The following is an 18,099-nucleotide window of genomic DNA, read 5'->3' as shown; positions in this document are numbered from 1 at the left end:
CTGCGACTGACATTGCGCTTTCGCGAGCAGGCTCGCTCCCACATCGTTTTTTAGTGTTGCCGCTATCGCGAACACACCGCCGAAACCTGTGGGAGCGGGCTTGCCCGCGAAGGGGTCAGGCCAGTCAACGCATCTGCAACTGACACTGCGCTTTCGCGAGCAGGCTGGCTCCCACACTGGCTTTCCAGTGTTGCCGTTATCGCGAACACACCGCCGAAACCTGTGGGAGCGGGCTTGCTCGCGAAGGGGGCAGGCCAGTCAACGCATCTGCAACTGACACTGCGCTTTCGCGAGCAAGCTCGCTCCCCTCAGGGAATAAATACTGATGGCCGTGGTGTTATTGCCAGCCAAACCGGCGAATGTAGAACCCTTTCACCGCTTGAGTCAGCGCCATGTACGCCAGCAGAATCACCGGCAGGAACACGAAGTACAGCGACGGCAGCGCCTGCAGTTTGAAGTAGTGCGCCAGCGGTCCCATCGGCAGAAAGATACCGACCGCCATGATGATCCCGGTCATCACCAGCAACGGCATTGCGGCACGGCTCTGCAGGAACGGAATCTTAGGCGTGCGGATCATGTGCACGATCAGCGTCTGGGTCAGCAACCCGACCACGAACCAGCCGGACTGGAACAGAGTCTGCTGCTCCGGCGTGTTGGCGGCGAACACGTACCACATCAAGGCAAACGTGGTGATGTCGAAAATCGAACTGATCGGGCCGAAGAAAAGCATGAAGCGTCCGACGTCGCCCGGCTGCCAGCGCTGTGGTTTTTTCAGCATGTCCTCATCGACGTTATCGAACGGAATGGCGATCTGCGAAATGTCATAGAGCAGGTTCTGCACCAGCAAGTGCATCGGCAACATCGGCAGAAACGGAATGAATGCACTGGCGACCAGTACCGAGAACACGTTGCCGAAGTTGGAACTGGCGGTCATCTTGATGTACTTGAGCATGTTGGCGAAGGTACGCCGCCCTTCGAGCACGCCCTCCTCCAGCACCATCAGGCTCTTTTCCAAGAGGATGATGTCGGCCGCTTCCTTGGCAATGTCTACCGCGCTGTCCACGGAAATACCGATGTCGGCGGTGCGCAATGCCGGCGCATCGTTGATCCCGTCCCCCATGAACCCGACCACGTGGCCATTGCCCTTTAGCAGACGCACGATGCGCTCTTTGTGCGATGGCGTCAGGCGGGCGAAAACGTTGGTGGTTTCCACGGCCACGGCCAGTTCGGCATCGCTCATGCGTTCGACGTCATTGCCCAGTAGCAGCCCCTGTTGGGCGAGGCCGACTTCGCGGCAGATCTTGGCGGTGACCAGCTCGTTGTCGCCGGTCAGTACCTTCACCGCCACGCCATGTTCGGCCAGGGCCTTGAGCGCCGGCGCGGTGCTTTCCTTGGGTGGGTCGAGGAACGCCACGTAGCCGATCAGCGTCAGTTGCTGCTCATCGGCCAGGCTGTAAGTGTCGCGTCCTTGAGGCATCGAGCGCGCGGCCACTGCAACGACGCGCAAGCCCTCGGCATTGAAGGTTGCGGTGATCTGACGAATCCGCGCCAGCAATTCCTCACTGAGGGTTTCATCGACCTCGCCGTGACGCACGCGGCTGCACACCGCCAGCACTTCTTCCACCGCGCCTTTGCAGATCAACTGATGCGGCTGGCCGCGCCCTTCAACCACCACCGACATGCGCCGCCGATTGAAGTCGAACGGGATCTCGTCGACTTTGCGAAACGCCGTGCCGACTTTCAATTCGCGGTGGACTTCCACGTGTTCCAGCACGGCGACATCCAGCAGGTTTTTCAGGCCGGTCTGGTAGTAGCTGTTCAAATAGGCCATTTCCAGCACGTCGTCGCAGTCCTTGCCCCAGACGTCGACGTGGCGCGCCAGAAAGATCTTGTCCTGAGTCAGGGTGCCGGTTTTGTCGGTGCACAGCACGTCCATCGCGCCGAAATTCTGGATCGCGTCGAGGCGCTTGACGATGACTTTCTTGCGCGACAGGAATACCGCACCCTTGGCCAGGGTTGAGGTGACGATCATCGGCAGCATTTCCGGGGTCAGGCCGACGGCAATCGACAGGGCGAACAGCAGCGCTTCGGTCCAGTCGCCCTTGGTGAACCCGTTGATGAACAGCACCAGCGGCGCCATCACGAACATGAACCGGATCAATAGCCAACTGACTTTGTTCACGCCCATCTGGAAGGACGTCACCGCTCGGTCGGTCGCTCCGACGCGCTGCGCCAGCGCACCGAAATAGGTGCGGTTGCCGGTGGTCAGGACCACCGCCACCGCGGTGCCGGAGACCACGTTGGTGCCCATGAACACAATGTTGTCCAGCTCCAGTGGATTGCGCGTGTCGCGTTGCGCCTGATGGGCGAATTTCTCCACCGGCATCGATTCCCCCGTCATCGCGGCCTGACTGACAAACAGATCCTTGGCACTGAGCACCCGGCAATCGGCGGGAATCATGTCGCCGGCCGAGAGTGCAATGAGATCGCCCGGCACCAGTTGCTTGATCGGCAATTCGCGGCGCGGCGCATCACGGCGCAGCACCGTAGCGGTATTGCTGACCATGGCTTTGAGCGCATCGGCGGCCTGGTTGGATTTGCTTTCCTGCCAGAAGCGCAGCAGCGTCGACAGCACCACCATGGAAAAAATCACCACGGCGGCCTTGAGGTCTTCAGTCAGCCACGAGATCACCGCGAGCAAAGTCAGCAGCAGGTTGAACGGGTTTTTGTAGCAGTGCCACAGGTGCACCCACCACGGCAGCGGCTGCTCGTGTTCGACTTCATTGAGTCCGTATTGCACACGCAGCGCGGCAGCCTCGACATCATTGAGGCCATCGCCGTGCGTACCCAGTGCGGACAACACGGCGGCGCTGTCGCCTTGGGCGGCATCGACCAGGGTATTGGCCAGGGTTGGCGGCACTTCACGGCTGACCGTGCTGTCGTTGATCGATTCCAGCAGCGCCAGGCGACGGAAGTGCCGGGCGATGTGGCGAGTACGCAGGAAACCTGCGAAAAATTCCTTGAGCGTCAGTTTCATGGCTGTGGCCCCTATGGTCAGCCGGGAAACCGTCAAGCAGGTACGGCCGCGCCGCTGCCACCGGAAAAGCCGGCACGGCAAGGCGTGGCGCGCCGGTCAAAAGACCGGCGTGTCGATAGCGTGCGATCACGACAGCAAGTCGCAATCACGCATCGTTCAGCGTCGATGAGAAGGACGTCGAGACATGCCCCGGGACGGGCCATGCACGGGATGCCGCTGCTCGCTTTTTTCGGCGAGACAACGGCAGAGAAAGGCTGCGCGTTATCTTGCCGAGAATCTGCCGGTTACCGAGACCGGCCGACAACTGTCACTCGAACAAGTACCCACTGTGGGTCTCCGCTTTGGTTGAAAACGCGCGAAGCTTACGCCCCGATGTCTGGGGAGTAAACCGGAAAAAGAGGTGATCGGAGAGAATGTGGCGGGTGTTCAGGAGGGGTTCAGATTCAGCATTTCGCTGCGTTCAACGGCCCCTTCGCGAGCAGGCTCGCTCCCACACTTTGTCCTGCGTACACAGAATCATTGTGGGAGCGAGCCTGCTCGCGAAGGCGGTGTGTCGGGCGATGCAGAACTCAGCTGGCGGTGGCCAGCAACAGGTCTGCCACCGAACGGCTGTGCCCGCGATGCTTGCCATGCTCGTACAACGAGCCGGCAATTTCATCGGCACGGATCGGCAGCACCGACAGCAGTGTATCGCTCAGACCATGACTGGCCTGACAGAAACCCTGCATGTAGATACCGGCCTTGCAGCGCTCGTCAGTGATCAGTTTGTAGTTGCGATCGACCTCGAAGTCGCCCAGGTATTCTTCCAGCGGCGCCAGCAACTGGCGGTGCATCTGGCGTTCGTAACCGGTGGCCAGGACCACGGCATCGTAATGACGCACCGTGACCTCACCCGTGGCGTTGTTGCGCACGGCCAGTTCGACACCGTTTTCGGTCGCCGTGGCTTTCTCGACGGTGGTCAAAGTGCGGAAGGCGTGACGGGCGACACCGGAGACCTTCTGGCGATAGAAGATGCCGTAGATGCGCTCGATCAGGTCGATGTCGACCACCGAATAGTTGGTGTTGTGGTACTCGTTGACCAGGCGCTCGCGCTCGGCGCTGTTCTGCTGGAATACCAGGTCGGTGAACTCCGGCGAGAACACTTCGTTGACGAACGGGCTGTCGTCCGCCGGTTTCAGCGCCGAGCCGCGCAAAATCATGTCGACCTGCACCGACGGGAACGAATCGTTCAGGTCAATGAACGCTTCTGCCGCGCTCTGCCCGCCGCCGATGATCGCGATGCTCATCGGCTGATTGTTTACACACGGCTGTTTGGCCATTTGCGACAGGTATTGCGAATGGTGGAACACCCGGCGATCGCCTTTCAGCGCCTTGAACGCCTCGGGAATACGCGGCGTGCCGCCGGCGCTGACCACCACTGAACGCGTGGTGCGCACGAACTGCTGGCCGTCGCTGCCACGGGAAATCACCCGCAACGCCTCAACCTGATGGTTGTGCAGCACCGGCTCGATGGTCAGCACTTCTTCGCCATACCGGCTCTGCGCGGTGAACTGCCCGGCCACCCAGCGCAGGTAGTCGTTGTACTCCATGCGGCACGGGTAAAAAGTGCCGAGGTTGATGAAATCGACCAGACGCCCGTGGTGCTTGAGGTAGTTGACGAACGAATACGGGCTGGTCGGATTGCGCAAGGTCACCAGATCCTTGAGGAAGGAAATCTGTAACTCGCTTTGCGTTGACAGGGTGTTGCCGTGCCAGCTGTAGTCGGCCTGCTTGTCGAGGAACAGCACATCCAGCTCGCCGTGGCTCGGACCGCGCTCTTGCAGAGCGATGGCCAGCGCCAGGTTCGAAGGGCCGAAACCGACGCCGATCAGGTCGTGAACGATGGGCGATGCAATTGCCTGAGTCATTTCCAGTGTCCTCTGGATGAACCCCTCAACAGGGGCAAGGAGAGCCTAAGTAACCCGTCTGGCCTTGTGCAGGACAGCAGGTCGTCTGTTGAGTAGGAACGAGGACAGTGAAATAAAATTTAACGCCGGCAGCTCAATGGGCATCCCATTGTTTGATGCGCAGGCGGCAATGTTTCATGGCGTTGACAATGTGTTTCTCGACCAGCGCTTTGGAAATGCCAAGCTGTTCGGCAATTTCAGCGTGCGACAGGCCCTCGATCTTGCGCAGCAGAAAACTCTCGCGGCACGCTGGCGACAGTTCTGCCAATGCACGCTGAAGCATGTCCAGGCGTTGACCATGGTCCAGAGGACACTGCGGAGATTGAGCGAAATAGCGCTCTTCGTTATCGAGTACTTCCAGCGGCTCGACCTGACGCAGCGCATTGCGCCGATGGTCATCGATGACCAGATTCAGCGCCGTGCGATAAAGAAACGCCCGGGGTTGCTCGATCGGCGTGTCGCTGGAACGCTCCAGCACACGCAGATAAGCGTCATGCACCACATCTTCGGCGACCTGACGGTTGCCGAGCTTGGCGTTCAGGAAACACACCAGCTCTCGATAGTAGTTTTCCAACAAGACTCCCGGCCGCAAACCTGCGGGTTCTGTGCTAGGCACACTGATCCACGAGCGCGTCAGACGCAGTAGCAAGATAGTGGCAGCTTGAGCCGCGTAATTTATAGTAATTCTCATATAGATTTAAAGTGGTGTTTGTCATTGCCTGATAAAAAATCCTCGTCTATAGCTGTTACTTCGTGTGTCTGCGCTTAAATTCCCTCGCCTGTCTATCGTTTACAGGACAGCTCCCCGTATCTGTCGCGCCCCTGCGACAGCGTTCATGCTGCCCGAATCTGTCTGCCAGCAAGAACGACGGGCCGATTTTCACTGGCCGGAACCCTGCATGAAACGTCCCCGCCCTGCCCGACGCGCGCTGCTCGCAATCCTTTGTCTGATCCCGGTTGTCGCTTATGCCGCGTGGCAATTCCTGCCGCCAGGCCGGGATAAATTCACCACCGTGCAAGTCACCCGGGGTGATATAGAAAGTAGCGTCACCGCGCTGGGCACCCTGCAACCGCGGCGTTACGTGGACGTCGGTGCGCAGGCCTCGGGCCAGATCCAGAAGATCCACGTGGAAGTCGGTGACGTGGTCAAGGAAGGCCAGTTGTTGGTGGAAATCGATCCGTCGACACAAAAAGCCAAACTCGACGCCGGGCAGTTCTCCATCGAGAATCTCAAGGCGCAACTGCAGGAGCAACGCGCCCAGCACGAACTGGCGCAACAGAAATTCCAGCGTCAGCAGAACCTCGCCGCCGGTGGCGCGACCCGTGAAGAAGACGTGCAGACCGCCCGCGCTGAATTGAAAGCCACCCAGGCGCGCATCGACATGTTCCAGGCACAGATTCGCCAGGCCCAGGCGAGCCTGCGCAGCGATCAGGCCGAGCTGGGTTACACGCGCATTTATGCGCCGATGTCGGGCACGGTGGTCAATATCGATGCCCGCGAAGGCCAGACCCTCAATGCACAGCAGCAGACACCCTTGATCCTGCGGATCGCCAAGCTGTCGCCGATGACCGTGTGGGCGGAGGTGTCCGAGGCCGACATTGGCCACGTCAAACCCGGCATGAGCGCTTACTTCACCACCCTGAGCGGCGGCAACCGGCGCTGGAGCAGCACCGTGCGGCAGATCCTGCCGGTGCCACCGAAACCGCTGGACCAGACCAGTCAGGGCAGCGGCAGCCCCAATAGCACCAACAAAAGCGGCAGCGGCCGTGTGGTGCTTTATACGGTGTTGCTCGATGTCGAAAACGGCGACAACGCGCTGATGGCCGAGATGACCACCCAGGTGTTCTTCGTCGCCGGCGCCGCCAAAGGCGTGCTGACTGCCCCGGTCGCCGCCCTGCACAGCGACGGCCTGCAAGCCGGCAGCCAGACCGCGCGCGTCGTGGCGAAGAACGGCGACATCGAGCACCGTCAAGTCCGCACCGGGCTCAGCGACCGCTTGCAGGTGCAGATCCTCGACGGCCTGCAAGAAGGTGATTACCTGTTGATCGGCCCGGCCGAAGGCAGCGGAAGCTAAATGCCAACGCCGCTGATCGACCTCAAAGACATCCGCAAATCCTACGGCGGTCAGGACACGCCACAAGTCGACGTGCTGCGCGGGATCGACCTGTCGATTCATGCCGGCGAGTTCGTGGCGATCGTCGGCGCTTCCGGCTCCGGCAAGTCGACACTGATGAACATCCTTGGCTGCCTCGACCGGCCGACCTCGGGCGAATACCTGTTCGCCGGGGAAAACGTCGCCCATCTGAGCAGCGATGAACTGGCCTGGTTGCGCCGCGAAGCCTTTGGCTTTGTGTTTCAGGGCTATCACCTGATTCCGTCGAGCTCCGCGCAGGAAAACGTCGAGATGCCGGCCATTTATGCCGGCACGCCTGCCGCCGAACGCCACGCCCGGGCGGCGGCCCTGCTGCAGCGCCTGGGTCTGGCTGAACGCACAGGCAACCGCCCGCATCAATTATCCGGCGGTCAGCAGCAGCGGGTTTCGATTGCCCGGGCCTTGATGAACGGTGGCCATATCATCCTTGCCGACGAACCGACCGGTGCGCTCGACAGCCACAGCGGCAAAGAGGTCATGGCGCTGCTCGACGAGCTGGCGAGCCAGGGCCACGTGGTGATTCTGATCACGCACGATCGCGAAGTCGCCGCCCGCGCCAAGCGCATCATCGAGATTCGCGACGGGCTGATCATCAGTGACAGCGCCGAGGAAACTCCTCACGCACAAACCCCGGCCAATCCCGGCGCCTTGCAGGCCGTGGACTTGCGCAAACGCCTCAGCGAAGGCGCCGAAGCCACGGGCGCCTGGAAAGGCGAACTGGTCGATGCCGTGCAAGCGGCGTGGCGAGTCATGTGGATCAACCGCTTTCGCACCGCGCTGACCCTGCTCGGCATCGTCATTGGCGTCGCCTCGGTGGTGGTCATGCTTGCGGTCGGCGAAGGCAGCAAGCGCCAGGTCATGGCGCAAATGGGCGCATTCGGTTCGAACCTGCTGTACCTGGGTGGCGCCTCGCCCAATCCGCGCACGCCGCAGGGCATCATCACCCTGGATGACGTGGCGGCGCTGAAAACCCTGCCACAAGTCAAACGCATCATGCCGGTGGCCGGCGCCGAAGTGGTGGTGCGTTTCGGCAACCTCGACCAGAGCGCTTATGTCGGCGGCAACGACACCAACTTCCCGAGCATCTTCAACTGGCCGGTGATCCAGGGCAGCTACTTCACCGACGCCGACGAGCGCAACGCAGCGCCGGTGGCGGTGATCGGCACGAAGATTCGCGACAAACTGCTCAAAGGCGTCGCCGACCCGATCGGTCAATACATCCTGATCGAAAACGTGCCGTTCCAGGTGGTCGGCGTGCTTGCCGAGAAGGGTGCAAGCTCCGGCGACCAGGACAGCGACAACCGGATCGCGGTGCCCTACTCCGCCGCGGCCATTCGCCTGCTCGGCGGGCACACGCCGGAATATGTAGTGATTGCCGCCAGTGATGCACGCAAGGTCAAAGAAGCCGAGCTGGCCATCGACGACCTGATGCGACGCCTGCACGGCAAACACGATTACGAACTGACCAACAACGCGGCGATGATCCAGGCCGAGGCCCGCACGCAAAACACCCTGTCGCTGATGCTCGGCTCGATTGCCGCGATCTCGCTGCTGGTGGGCGGCATCGGCGTGATGAACATCATGCTCATGACCGTGCGCGAGCGCACCCGCGAGATCGGTATCCGCATGGCGACCGGCGCGCGCCAACGCGACATTCTGCGGCAGTTCCTCACCGAGGCGGTGATGCTTTCGGTGGTCGGCGGACTGGCCGGCATCGTCCTCGCGCTGCTGGTCGGCGGGGTCCTGCTGATCAGCGAAGTCGCCGTCGCCTTTTCCTTGCTGGCGGTACTCGGCGCGTTTGGCTGCGCCCTGGTCACCGGCGTCGTCTTCGGCTTCATGCCCGCTCGCAAAGCTGCCCGGCTCGACCCGGTCACGGCCCTTACCAGTGAATGATCGATCTATGAAACCGTGTCTCAGTGTCTTGACCGTGTGCCTGTTGCTCAGCGCTTGCGGCAGCCCCGCGCAGCATCCGCAGAGCGGCATCCAGCCGCCCGCCGCGTGGCAGATGCCGCACAACGACCGCCTCGTGCGCAACGACGCACAATGGTGGACGCAGTTCGGCAGCCGCGAACTTGACGGCTTGATCAGCCAGGCCCGGGCCGGCAGTTTCGACCTGGCCGCTGCTGTCGCGCGCGTGCAGCAGGCCCGTGCCACCACCGTCATCGCCGGCGGCTCCTTACTGCCAGAGGTCAAGGCAGGCATGAACGCCAATCGACAAAAGCTGCTGCGCGGCAACGGCTACAGCCAACTGGACGCCGACAGCAGTAACAAGGCGGTGGATTACTTTGATGCCAATCTCAACGCCAGCTATGAAATCGACTTCTGGGGCGGCCAACGCGCCAGCCGCGACAGCGCACAATTGAACCTGCGCGCCAGCGAATTCGATCAGGCCACGGTTGAACTGACCCTGCTCGGCAGCGTCGCCGACAGCTACGCGCAAACCTTGTCGTTGAACGAGCAAAGCCGTATCGCCGAGCTCAATCTGAACAACGCCCTGAGCGTACTCAAGCTGGTCCAGACGCGTTTCGACTCAGGCTCGGCCACGGCCCTTGAACTGGCTCAGCAAAAAAGCCTGATAGCGGCGCAACAGCGCCAATTACCCCGAGTGCAACAACAGGCGCAAGAAGCCAGAATCACCCTCGCCGCCCTCCTCGGCCGCCCGGTTCAGGAATTGCCGGCCAGCGAGGAAAACTTTGATCAATTGCAATGGCCGGTCATCGGTGCCGGCGTACCGAGTGAACTGCTCAATCGCCGTCCGGACATCGCCCGTGCCGAAGCGCAGTTGGCCGCCGCCCGTGCCGACGTCACGGTGGCTCGGGCGAAGATGCTGCCCAGCGTCACCCTCAGCGCCGAACTGGGTTCGGGCTCCGATCGGTTCAGCGATATGCTGCGCAGTCCTTTCTACAACCTGACCGCCGGACTGGTGGCGCCGATCTTCAACAACGGCCGTCTCGGTGCCGAACGCGACAAGGCCAGCGCCCGCCAGGAAGAGCTGTTGCAAAACTATCGCGGCGCGATCATCAACGGCTTTGCCGACGTCGAAAAAGCCCTCAACAGTATCCGCGGACTGGACGAACAACGGCAGTGGCAAAGCGAAGAACTGAACCAGGCCCAGGTTGCCTTCAACATCGCCCAGAGCCGCTATCAGGCCGGCGCCGAAGACTTGCTGACCGTGCTGGAAACCCAGCGCACGCTGTACGCGGCGCAGGATCAGAACGTGCAATTGCGACTGTCGCGGTTGCAGGCAAGCATTGCCTTGTACAAGGCGCTGGGCGGGGGGTGGCAGGCGCAGTAATCCGGCGCCGGCGAAACTGTCTTCGCGAGCAGGCTCGCTCCCACATTTTGTCCTGCGAATACAGAATCATTGTGGGAGCGAGCCTGCTCGCGAAGGCGGTGGCGGTGGCGGGTCCAGACAAAATATCCACTGAACCCGCATGACAGACGTCAAACCTCTTTTTGCCTGACCTTCAAATGGCGCGCATACCAAGGGCGCTTCGGCACGCGGCGGAACAATCCGGAGAGGATTTTCTCGTCTTCGCTGAAGGTAATGCGCAGCGCCAGCTTCATGGTTTCCGGGTCCATTTCCATCGACTTGCCGACCTGCAAACCCGGCGTCGTGCTGCAGCCATGGGTGACCGGGCCCAGCCACGGATCATCGATCTCGACCCAGCGTCCCGGCGCGAACCAGTCCACGCCATTGACCTGCTGACGATGGACTTCGCCCGGATGAAAACGCTCGTGCGCCCTGAACCAGTCTTCGAGGCGGTCATCGATCCAGCCGTGAAAATGCCAGAACACCGGATTCACATGGGAGGAAAACGGATCGCCCAGAAAGTCGTTTTCAGCGGCGTACCAGCGCGCGGAGAAATCCGCCGGATCGCGGGCGAACGGCACTGGCTGACCGTTGGACGGATCACGCGGTACCGAGGCCCAGCGCATGTGCAACCAGTCATGCAGACCCAGCTCCATCTCTGAACCCAATTGCCCCAGGGTCAGCTTCGACAGATAACGCGGGTCGCGGTACTGCGACTCCCAGACCTGAAAGTTGCTGTGATAGGTCTCGGCCGTTTTGATGTCGCTGACCCACTGGGTGTAGTCAGCGTCATCGCTGGCGATCCAGGTCGGGGGCAAGGCGTAGCCGTCATGGTTATCGAAATAACGGGCAAATCCCTGGCGATCACGTTCAAGCTCCGGCTGCGGCATCGGGAAGGCCGGCCACGACGGCAAGTCCTGCATCGAGCGCGCCGTACCGAGCATGTGCCGGTGCATGAAAAAAAAGTCGATGCCCGAGCCATTGCGGTCTTTGCGCGGCCCGCGCGCATCCCGTTCCTTGTCGCGCGGCCCCGGCTGCCAGCCGATACCGCGCAAGGCTTCGCGCTTGTCCTCGGGCAAGGTGTGCCACTTGTCACGCGATGCATGCCAGAGCTGATGGAACAGACGATGTTCGGGAGAAATCAGCCAGGCCAGCAAGGTCGGGTTGAGACCGATGCGCTGGCGTGCCTCGGGAAACAGCTGTTTGTGCGCGACAAAACGGTTGTCCTGCTCGGGCAGACCCAGCGGTCGATCCAGGCGCACAATGCGCCCACTGATCGTGCCACTGCCGGCATTGCCGAAATCCGCCCAGACCTCATCCAGCACCACGGCCAGTTCATAAGTCGGCGCGCCGTCCGCCGCCCGTGAATCAATCAGACGCCAGTACAATTCGGCAGGTTTGCCCTGCGCCAGATCGCCAATGATTCGGTAACGCGGCTCCTCGTCACCGCGCAGGCGTTGCGCGCTATCCAGATAGCCGCGCAAACCGCGGCCGCGCTGGGCAACATCAAGAAACAGTTCCAGTCCGTGCAGCGGCAAGTCATCGAAGCCGATCCGCGCGCCGTCGAAACGAATGCTCCAGACCCCGCGCAAGGCATTCGCCAATTGCTGACCGGCCGTGTCCGCCAGATCGACCGTAGCTTCGCCGGGCGTGATCGTCGGATCAGGCTTCGTCCATTGGCGATGCCCGTAAAACGCGGCCGGCACGGCAGCGCCGGTCAGCGCCAGGCCTGCCATGAACCATCGTCGAGAAATCTTCATTGCCCTACCTGTGTCAGCCATGAAGCAGGCTTTATCCAAGCTAGAACGTTTGCTGAGCGGGCAAATTTACGCGAGCGCTGCGATCTTTTCGGGCCAGCTAAATTTCCTGCCCAATCGCTCGTTCTTTCCAGATAGCAAAGGCCTCTGCGCCTGCACCTCGACGGCGAACTGACTGAGATGGCAATGACAAAACCACGTTCGAAAAAGGCTCTATACATCGGCCTGCCGCTGGCTCTGGCGATCAGCGCCGGTGCAGGCTTTGCCGCCTGGGATCACTGGTTCAAGGACAACCCTGGCTACCCGGCCAAGGTGCTCAAACAGGCCGATGAACTGCAGGATCGCTTGCTCTCGTTCGACAGCCACATCACCGTGCCGCTGGATTTCGGTACTGCCGGCAACGAGGTCGACAAGGACGGCAGTGGCCAGTTCGACCTGGTCAAGGCCAGTCGCGGACGGCTGTCCGGTGCAGCGCTGACGATCTTTGGCTGGCCGGAAATGTGGAACGGCCCAAACGCGCCCCACAAGCCCACCGACGGTTTTGTCGAGGAGGCGCGCAACCAGCAGGAGGTGCGCTACAAAATCATCTCCGGCATGGTTCGCGACTTCCCCAATCAGGTCGCCATCGCCTACACCCCGGATGACTTCCGCCGTCTGCACGGCGAAGGCAAGTTTGCCATCTTCATCAGCATGCTTAACGCCTATCCGCTGGGCAACGATCTGGACCTGCTGGACACCTGGGCTGCGCGCGGCATGCGCATGTTCGGCTTCAGCTACATCGGCAACAACCAGTGGAGCGATTCGTCGCGACCGCTGCCGTTTTTCAATGATTCCCCGGACGCCCTCAACGGCCTCTCGGAGGTCGGCAAGCAAGCCGTGCACCGCCTCAACGACCTGGGCGTGATCATCGACGTTTCGCAGATGTCGACCAAGGCCCTGGAGCAAGTCGCACAACTGAGCCGCACGCCCATGGTCGCCTCGCATTCGGCGCCGCGTGCCTCGGTGGATATCCCGCGCAACCTCAGCGACAAGGAGATGCAACTGATCAAGCAAAGCGGTGGCGTGGTGCAAGTGGTCGGTTTCTCGGCCTACCTGCGACCGCTGACCCAAGGCACCCAGGACAAACTCAACGCCCTGCGCGCACGCTTTGATCTGCCACCGCTGCCGAACCTGGCGATGGCGTTGATGCCGGGCGATCCGATCATCGCCGCGTGGCCGGAACAGAAGTTCGGCCAGTACGCCGGCCAGCTGTACGCAATCCTCGAAGAAGAGCCGAAAGCCACGCTCAAGGATCTCGGCGATGCGATCGATTACACCGTGCGCAAAATCGGCATCGACCACGTCGGCATCGCCTCGGACTTCAATGAGGGCGGCGGCGTCAAAGGCTGGGAAAACGTCGGCGAGATCCGCAACGTCACCGCCGAACTGTTGCAGCGCGGCTATTCCGAAGCCGACATCGCCAAGCTCTGGGGCGGCAACTTCCTGCGCGTCTGGGACCAGGTGCAAAAATCCGCGAAACCCGTGGCCAGCCGATGAATTCTTCTTTGCGAGCAGAAGCGAACCGTCCCCATGACTGACCGTCGTACTTTTCTCAAACAGGCCGGCATCCTTGCCGCCAGCCTGCCGCTGGGCGCTGCCGTTCACGCCTCGGCGCCAGGCGCCGCAGCGATTGCGACAGCCGTGCCGAAGGACAAGTGGGCGCAACTGCGCCAACTGTTCAATCAGGATCCCGCCTACCTGCACTTCTCCAACTTCCTCATCACTTCGCACCCGCGCCCGGTGCAGGAAGCCATCGACCGGCACCGCGCAACCCTCGACCGCAACCCGGGCTTGATGATGGACTGGGACCTCGAGGAAACCTGGAAGCACGAGGCCGAGGTGCGCGAATGGGCCGGGCGTTATCTGCAAGCCAAACCGGCGCAGATCGCCCTGACGGGCAGCACCACCGAAGGTCTCGCCGCGATCTACGGCGGTATTCATGTGCGTGCGGATCAGGAGATTCTCACTACCGTTCACGAGCATTATTCGACCGAGTTCAGCCTCGACTTCCGGGTAAAAAAGGAAGGCACGCAGGTTCGCAAGATCAAACTGTTCGAAGACGCCCATCGGGTCTCGACAGAGGAAGTGCTGAGCGCGATTCGCCGGGCGATTCGCCCCAACACTCGGGTGTTGGGCATGACCTGGGTGCAATCGGGCAGCGGCGTGAAACTGCCCATCGGCGAGATTGGCAAACTGGTCGATGAGGTCAACCGCACGCGCGCCGACGCCGACCGAATTCTCTATGTGGTCGATGGCGTTCACGGCTTTGGTGTGGAAGACCTCAGCTTCCCGGACATGCACTGCGATTTCTTCATTGCCGGCACCCATAAATGGATGTTCGGCCCGCGCGGCACCGGGATCATCTGTGCCCGTTCCGAGCAGCTCAAGGACGTCACGCCGAGCGTGCCGACGTTCTCTCAAGACACCGACTTCGCCACCAGCATGTCACCCGGCGGCTATCACGCCTTCGAACATCGCTGGGCGTTGAGCGAAGCGTTCAAGTTGCATCTGCAACTGGGCAAGGCCGAGGTGCAGGCACGCATCCATGAACTCAACACGTATCTCAAGCGACGTCTGCAAGAACATCCGCAGATCGAACTGGTGACGCCGCTGAGCCCGGCACTGTCGGCCGGGTTCACCTTCTTCCGGGTCACGGACCGCGACTGCGACAAAATCGCCGCCTACCTGATGAAAAACCGCGTGGTGGTCGATGCCGTGGAACGCGACGTCGGTCCGGTGGTGCGCACCGCGCCGGGCCTGCTCAACACCGAAGCGGAAATTGATCGATTCATGACGCTGCTGGTCACGCAGCTATGACCTTCACGACTGTTGTCTTCCCTTGCTCGAGACCCCACATGAACAGTGACATGCTTATCCCAACGCGACACGTCCCGACCTTGAAACTGCTGGCCGGGCTGGCGCTGAGCGCATCGCTCGCCGGCCTGTTGCCGGGCACCGCCGCGGCCGCCGAACCGCTGCCGGCGGGCAAGGTGTTCAAGGACTGCAAAAATTGTCCGGAAATGGTCGTGCTGCCCGCGGGCAAATTCACCATGGGCACCCCGGAAACCGAAGTCGGCCGCGAGCCCGACGAAGGCCCGATGCATGAAGTGACGTTTGCCAAGGCGTTCGCCATGAGCCGCTTCCAGATCACCGCCGGTGAATGGGACAGCTACGTCAAGGAAACCGGGGTGAAGATCGCCGACGGCGATACGCGCCCTGGTCGCGAATGCGTGGCAAGCAAGCCACGCTATAAACAGGAACCGCGACAACCGGCGGTGTGCATGGATTTTGCCGACGTGCAGGCGTATGTCGCCTGGCTGTCGAAAAAGACCGGGCAGAACTACCGCATGGTCAGCGAAGCCCAACGCGAATACGCCGCGCGCGCCGGCTCGACCGGGCCCTTCCCGTTCCCGTTCGATGCAGAGGGCGAATACAGCATCGCCAAGCATGCCAACACCTACGGCCCGACCGATGGCTACAGCTTCAGCTCGCCGGTAGGTAGCTATCCGCCGAACGCCTTTGGCGTGTACGACATGCATGGCAATGTCTACGAATGGATCGCCGACTGCGAACATCCCAACTATGTTGGCGCGCCAACCGATGGCAGCGCCTGGGTCGAACCCGGTTGCGAGTCGTACAACATCCGCGGCAACGACTGGGGCGAAGCGCCGGTATTCTCGCGCTCCGGCAACCGCAACAATATCTACCCCTCCACACGCGGCGACTGGATCGGCTTTCGCGTAGTGCGCGATCTCTGAAACGCGTCGCAACGACAAGATCCGGGTGGGAGCGAGCTTGCTCGCGAAAGCGCACTGTCAGCTACAGATGCGTCGCCTGACCTGACGCCTTCGCGGGCAAGCCCGCTCCCACAGGTTTTTGTGCCGGACCCCGGTCAGGAACATCACGAAAAGCCAGTGTGGGAGCGGGCTTGCTCGCGAAGCGGTGGGTCAAGCGGTGGAGATGTTGACTGTGCTGGCCTCTTCGCGGGCAAGCCCGCTCCCACAGATGGTTGTGCCGGAACCGGTCAGGAGCATCACCGAAAACCACTGCGTGAACAAGCTTGCCGACTCCCACAGCTTTGACGATCTGCAGGCCACCGTCAGTCGCTGACCGTCTAAATTAAGCGCGTTACCAGACGTTCTATTGGGTATCTGTCTCCACGACCCAAGGAACTGTTCCCCCATGTCCCAGCCCCCACGCGGTGCCATCCACGAATTGTTCACGCTTCTCAGGCCCTTCAGGCTCGTCGTCATTGTGTCGATCCTGCTGGGCATGGTCGGCGGCCTCAGCGTGACGGTGCTGCTGGCGACGATCAATTCGGCGCTGCACTCCGAAGCCGGCCTGACCCAGGGTGTCGTCGCCCTGTTTGCCGGGCTCTGCCTGCTGGCGCTGCTCAGTTCGATCTGCTCGGACATCGGCACCAACTTCGTCGGCCAACACATCATTGCCACCTTGCGCAAACAGCTGGGCGAGAAAGTCCTGTCGGCACCGATCGAGCAAATCGAGCGCTATCGCAGCCATCGCCTGATCCCGGTGCTGACGCACGACGTCGACACCATCAGCGACTTTGCCTTCGCCTTCGCTCCGCTGGCGATTTCCCTGACTGTGACGCTCGGTTGCATGGGTTATCTGGCGATGCTGTCGTGGCCGATGTTCCTGATCATGGTGGTCGCGATCATCATCGGCACCGGCATTCAGTATTTCGCTCAGGGCCGAGGTATCCAGGGCTTCATGGCCGCGCGTGACGCCGAAGACGAGCTGCAAAAACACTACAACGCCATTGCCGAAGGCGCCAAGGAACTGCGCATCCACCGGCCGCGCCGTCAGCGCATGTTCGTTGCCGGCATCAAAACCACGGCCGAGTTCATCTGCCGCACGCAGATCCGCTCGATCAACACGTTCGTGATCGCCAAGACGTTCGGCTCGATGCTGTTCTTCGTGGTGATCGGCCTGGCGCTTGCCTTACAGACCTACTGGCCGAGCGCCGACAAAACCGTCATGAGCGGTTTCGTCCTGGTGTTGCTGTACATGAAAGGCCCGCTGGAACATCTGGTCGGGACTCTGCCGATCGTCAGCCGCGCGCAAATCGCGTTCCGCCGTATCGCCGAGTTGTCGGAACAGTTTTCCTCGCCCGAACCGCACCTGTTGCTCGACGACCACGGCCAGAAAGCCCCGGCCGTTACCCGCCTCGAACTCAAGGACGTCAGTTATGCCTTCCCTGCCGTGCCGGGCAGCGAGGCGTTCCGTCTGGGCCCGGTCAATGTGACGATCGAACAGGGCGAGATCATTTTCATCGTCGGTGAAAACGGCTGCGGCAAGACCACCCTGATCAAGTTGCTGCTGGGCCTGTACCCGCCGCAACACGGTGAAATCCGCCTCAACGGGCAGCCTGTAAACGCCGAGAACCGCGACGATTACCGCCAGTTGTTCACCACGATTTTTGCCGACTACTACTTGTTCGACGACGTGGTGCAAGGCGATACGCACATCCCCGATGACGCCAACAAGTACCTGCAACGTCTGGAAATCGCCCACAAAGTCAGCGTGCAGGACGGCAGTTTCACCACCACTGACCTGTCCACCGGGCAACGCAAGCGTCTGGCGCTGGTCAATGCCTGGCTCGAAGAACGGCCGGTGCTGGTGTTTGACGAGTGGGCGGCGGACCAGGACCCGACCTTCCGGCGGATTTTCTACACCGAGCTGTTGCCGGACCTCAAGCGGCTGGGCAAAACCATCATCGTGATCTCCCACGATGACCGTTATTTCGACGTCGCCGACCAATTGGTGCGCATGGAAGCGGGTCGCGTGATGACGGAGCTGGCGCCGGCCTGACCGCGACACAGTGCGTGCGGAC

At 61.5% G+C, this 18,099-nt stretch carries 11 protein-coding genes; 7 read left to right on the top strand and 4 right to left on the bottom strand.

Annotation, left to right across the window (positions count from 1 at the left end; translation table 11 throughout):
* Positions 1-337 precede the first annotated feature (337 nt).
* The 3 genes from mgtA to HU765_RS19820 form a co-directional block, all read right to left on the bottom strand.
* Positions 338-3,037, bottom strand: a complete 2,700-nt coding sequence (gene mgtA / locus HU765_RS19830; RefSeq protein WP_186622454.1) for a magnesium-translocating P-type ATPase — start codon at positions 3,035-3,037, stop codon at positions 338-340.
* A gap of 569 nt (positions 3,038-3,606) precedes the next feature.
* Positions 3,607-4,944: a SidA/IucD/PvdA family monooxygenase gene (locus HU765_RS19825; RefSeq protein ID WP_186550995.1), complete on the bottom strand. Its 1,338-nt coding sequence runs from the start codon at positions 4,942-4,944 to the stop codon at positions 3,607-3,609.
* 133 nt (positions 4,945-5,077) lie between these two features.
* On the bottom strand, positions 5,078-5,560 hold the full coding sequence (locus HU765_RS19820; RefSeq protein ID WP_186550994.1) for a sigma-70 family RNA polymerase sigma factor: 483 nt from the start codon (positions 5,558-5,560) through the stop codon (positions 5,078-5,080).
* Positions 5,561-5,882: 322 nt separating this feature from the next.
* Between HU765_RS19820 and HU765_RS19815 the strand changes: the two genes are divergently transcribed.
* Genes HU765_RS19815 through HU765_RS19805 form a run of 3 tightly spaced genes read left to right on the top strand, consistent with a single transcriptional unit; the run spans position 5,883 to position 10,431 of the window.
* Positions 5,883-7,058 (top strand): efflux RND transporter periplasmic adaptor subunit, encoded by a 1,176-nt coding sequence (locus tag HU765_RS19815; RefSeq protein ID WP_186550993.1) that lies wholly within the window; start codon positions 5,883-5,885, stop codon positions 7,056-7,058.
* Positions 7,059-9,029, top strand: coding sequence for a MacB family efflux pump subunit (locus tag HU765_RS19810; protein ID WP_186622452.1), 1,971 nt, complete (start codon positions 7,059-7,061; stop codon positions 9,027-9,029).
* Positions 9,030-9,036: 7 nt separating this feature from the next.
* Complete coding sequence (locus HU765_RS19805) at positions 9,037-10,431, top strand: efflux transporter outer membrane subunit (protein WP_186622450.1); 1,395 nt, start codon at positions 9,037-9,039, stop codon at positions 10,429-10,431.
* A gap of 149 nt (positions 10,432-10,580) precedes the next feature.
* On the opposite strand, the gene HU765_RS19800 is transcribed toward HU765_RS19805, so the two are convergent.
* Positions 10,581-12,209, bottom strand: a complete 1,629-nt coding sequence (locus HU765_RS19800; protein ID WP_186622448.1) for a PvdJ/PvdD/PvdP-like protein — start codon at positions 12,207-12,209, stop codon at positions 10,581-10,583.
* Positions 12,210-12,392: 183 nt separating this feature from the next.
* Between HU765_RS19800 and pvdM the strand changes: the two genes are divergently transcribed.
* From pvdM to HU765_RS19780, 4 genes are all read left to right on the top strand, one after another.
* The gene (pvdM, locus tag HU765_RS19795; protein WP_186550989.1) at positions 12,393-13,742 is read left to right on the top strand and encodes a pyoverdine-tailoring dipeptidase-like protein PvdM; all 1,350 of its coding nucleotides are present in this window, start codon (positions 12,393-12,395) and stop codon (positions 13,740-13,742) included.
* Positions 13,743-13,775: 33 nt separating this feature from the next.
* Complete coding sequence (locus HU765_RS19790; protein WP_186622446.1) at positions 13,776-15,062, top strand: aminotransferase class V-fold PLP-dependent enzyme; 1,287 nt, start codon at positions 13,776-13,778, stop codon at positions 15,060-15,062.
* A gap of 50 nt (positions 15,063-15,112) precedes the next feature.
* Positions 15,113-16,003, top strand: coding sequence for a formylglycine-generating enzyme family protein (locus tag HU765_RS19785; protein WP_186622445.1), 891 nt, complete (start codon positions 15,113-15,115; stop codon positions 16,001-16,003).
* A gap of 424 nt (positions 16,004-16,427) precedes the next feature.
* On the top strand, positions 16,428-18,077 hold the full coding sequence (locus HU765_RS19780) for a cyclic peptide export ABC transporter (RefSeq protein WP_186622444.1): 1,650 nt from the start codon (positions 16,428-16,430) through the stop codon (positions 18,075-18,077).
* Positions 18,078-18,099: the final 22 nt, after the last annotated feature.

The organism is Pseudomonas sp. SWRI81, assembly GCF_014268545.1.
Classification (GTDB): Bacteria; Pseudomonadota; Gammaproteobacteria; order Pseudomonadales; family Pseudomonadaceae; genus Aquipseudomonas; species Aquipseudomonas hamedanensis.
Note: the sequence above shows the minus strand (reverse complement) of the source record. Positions and strands in the feature narration are given on the sequence as shown.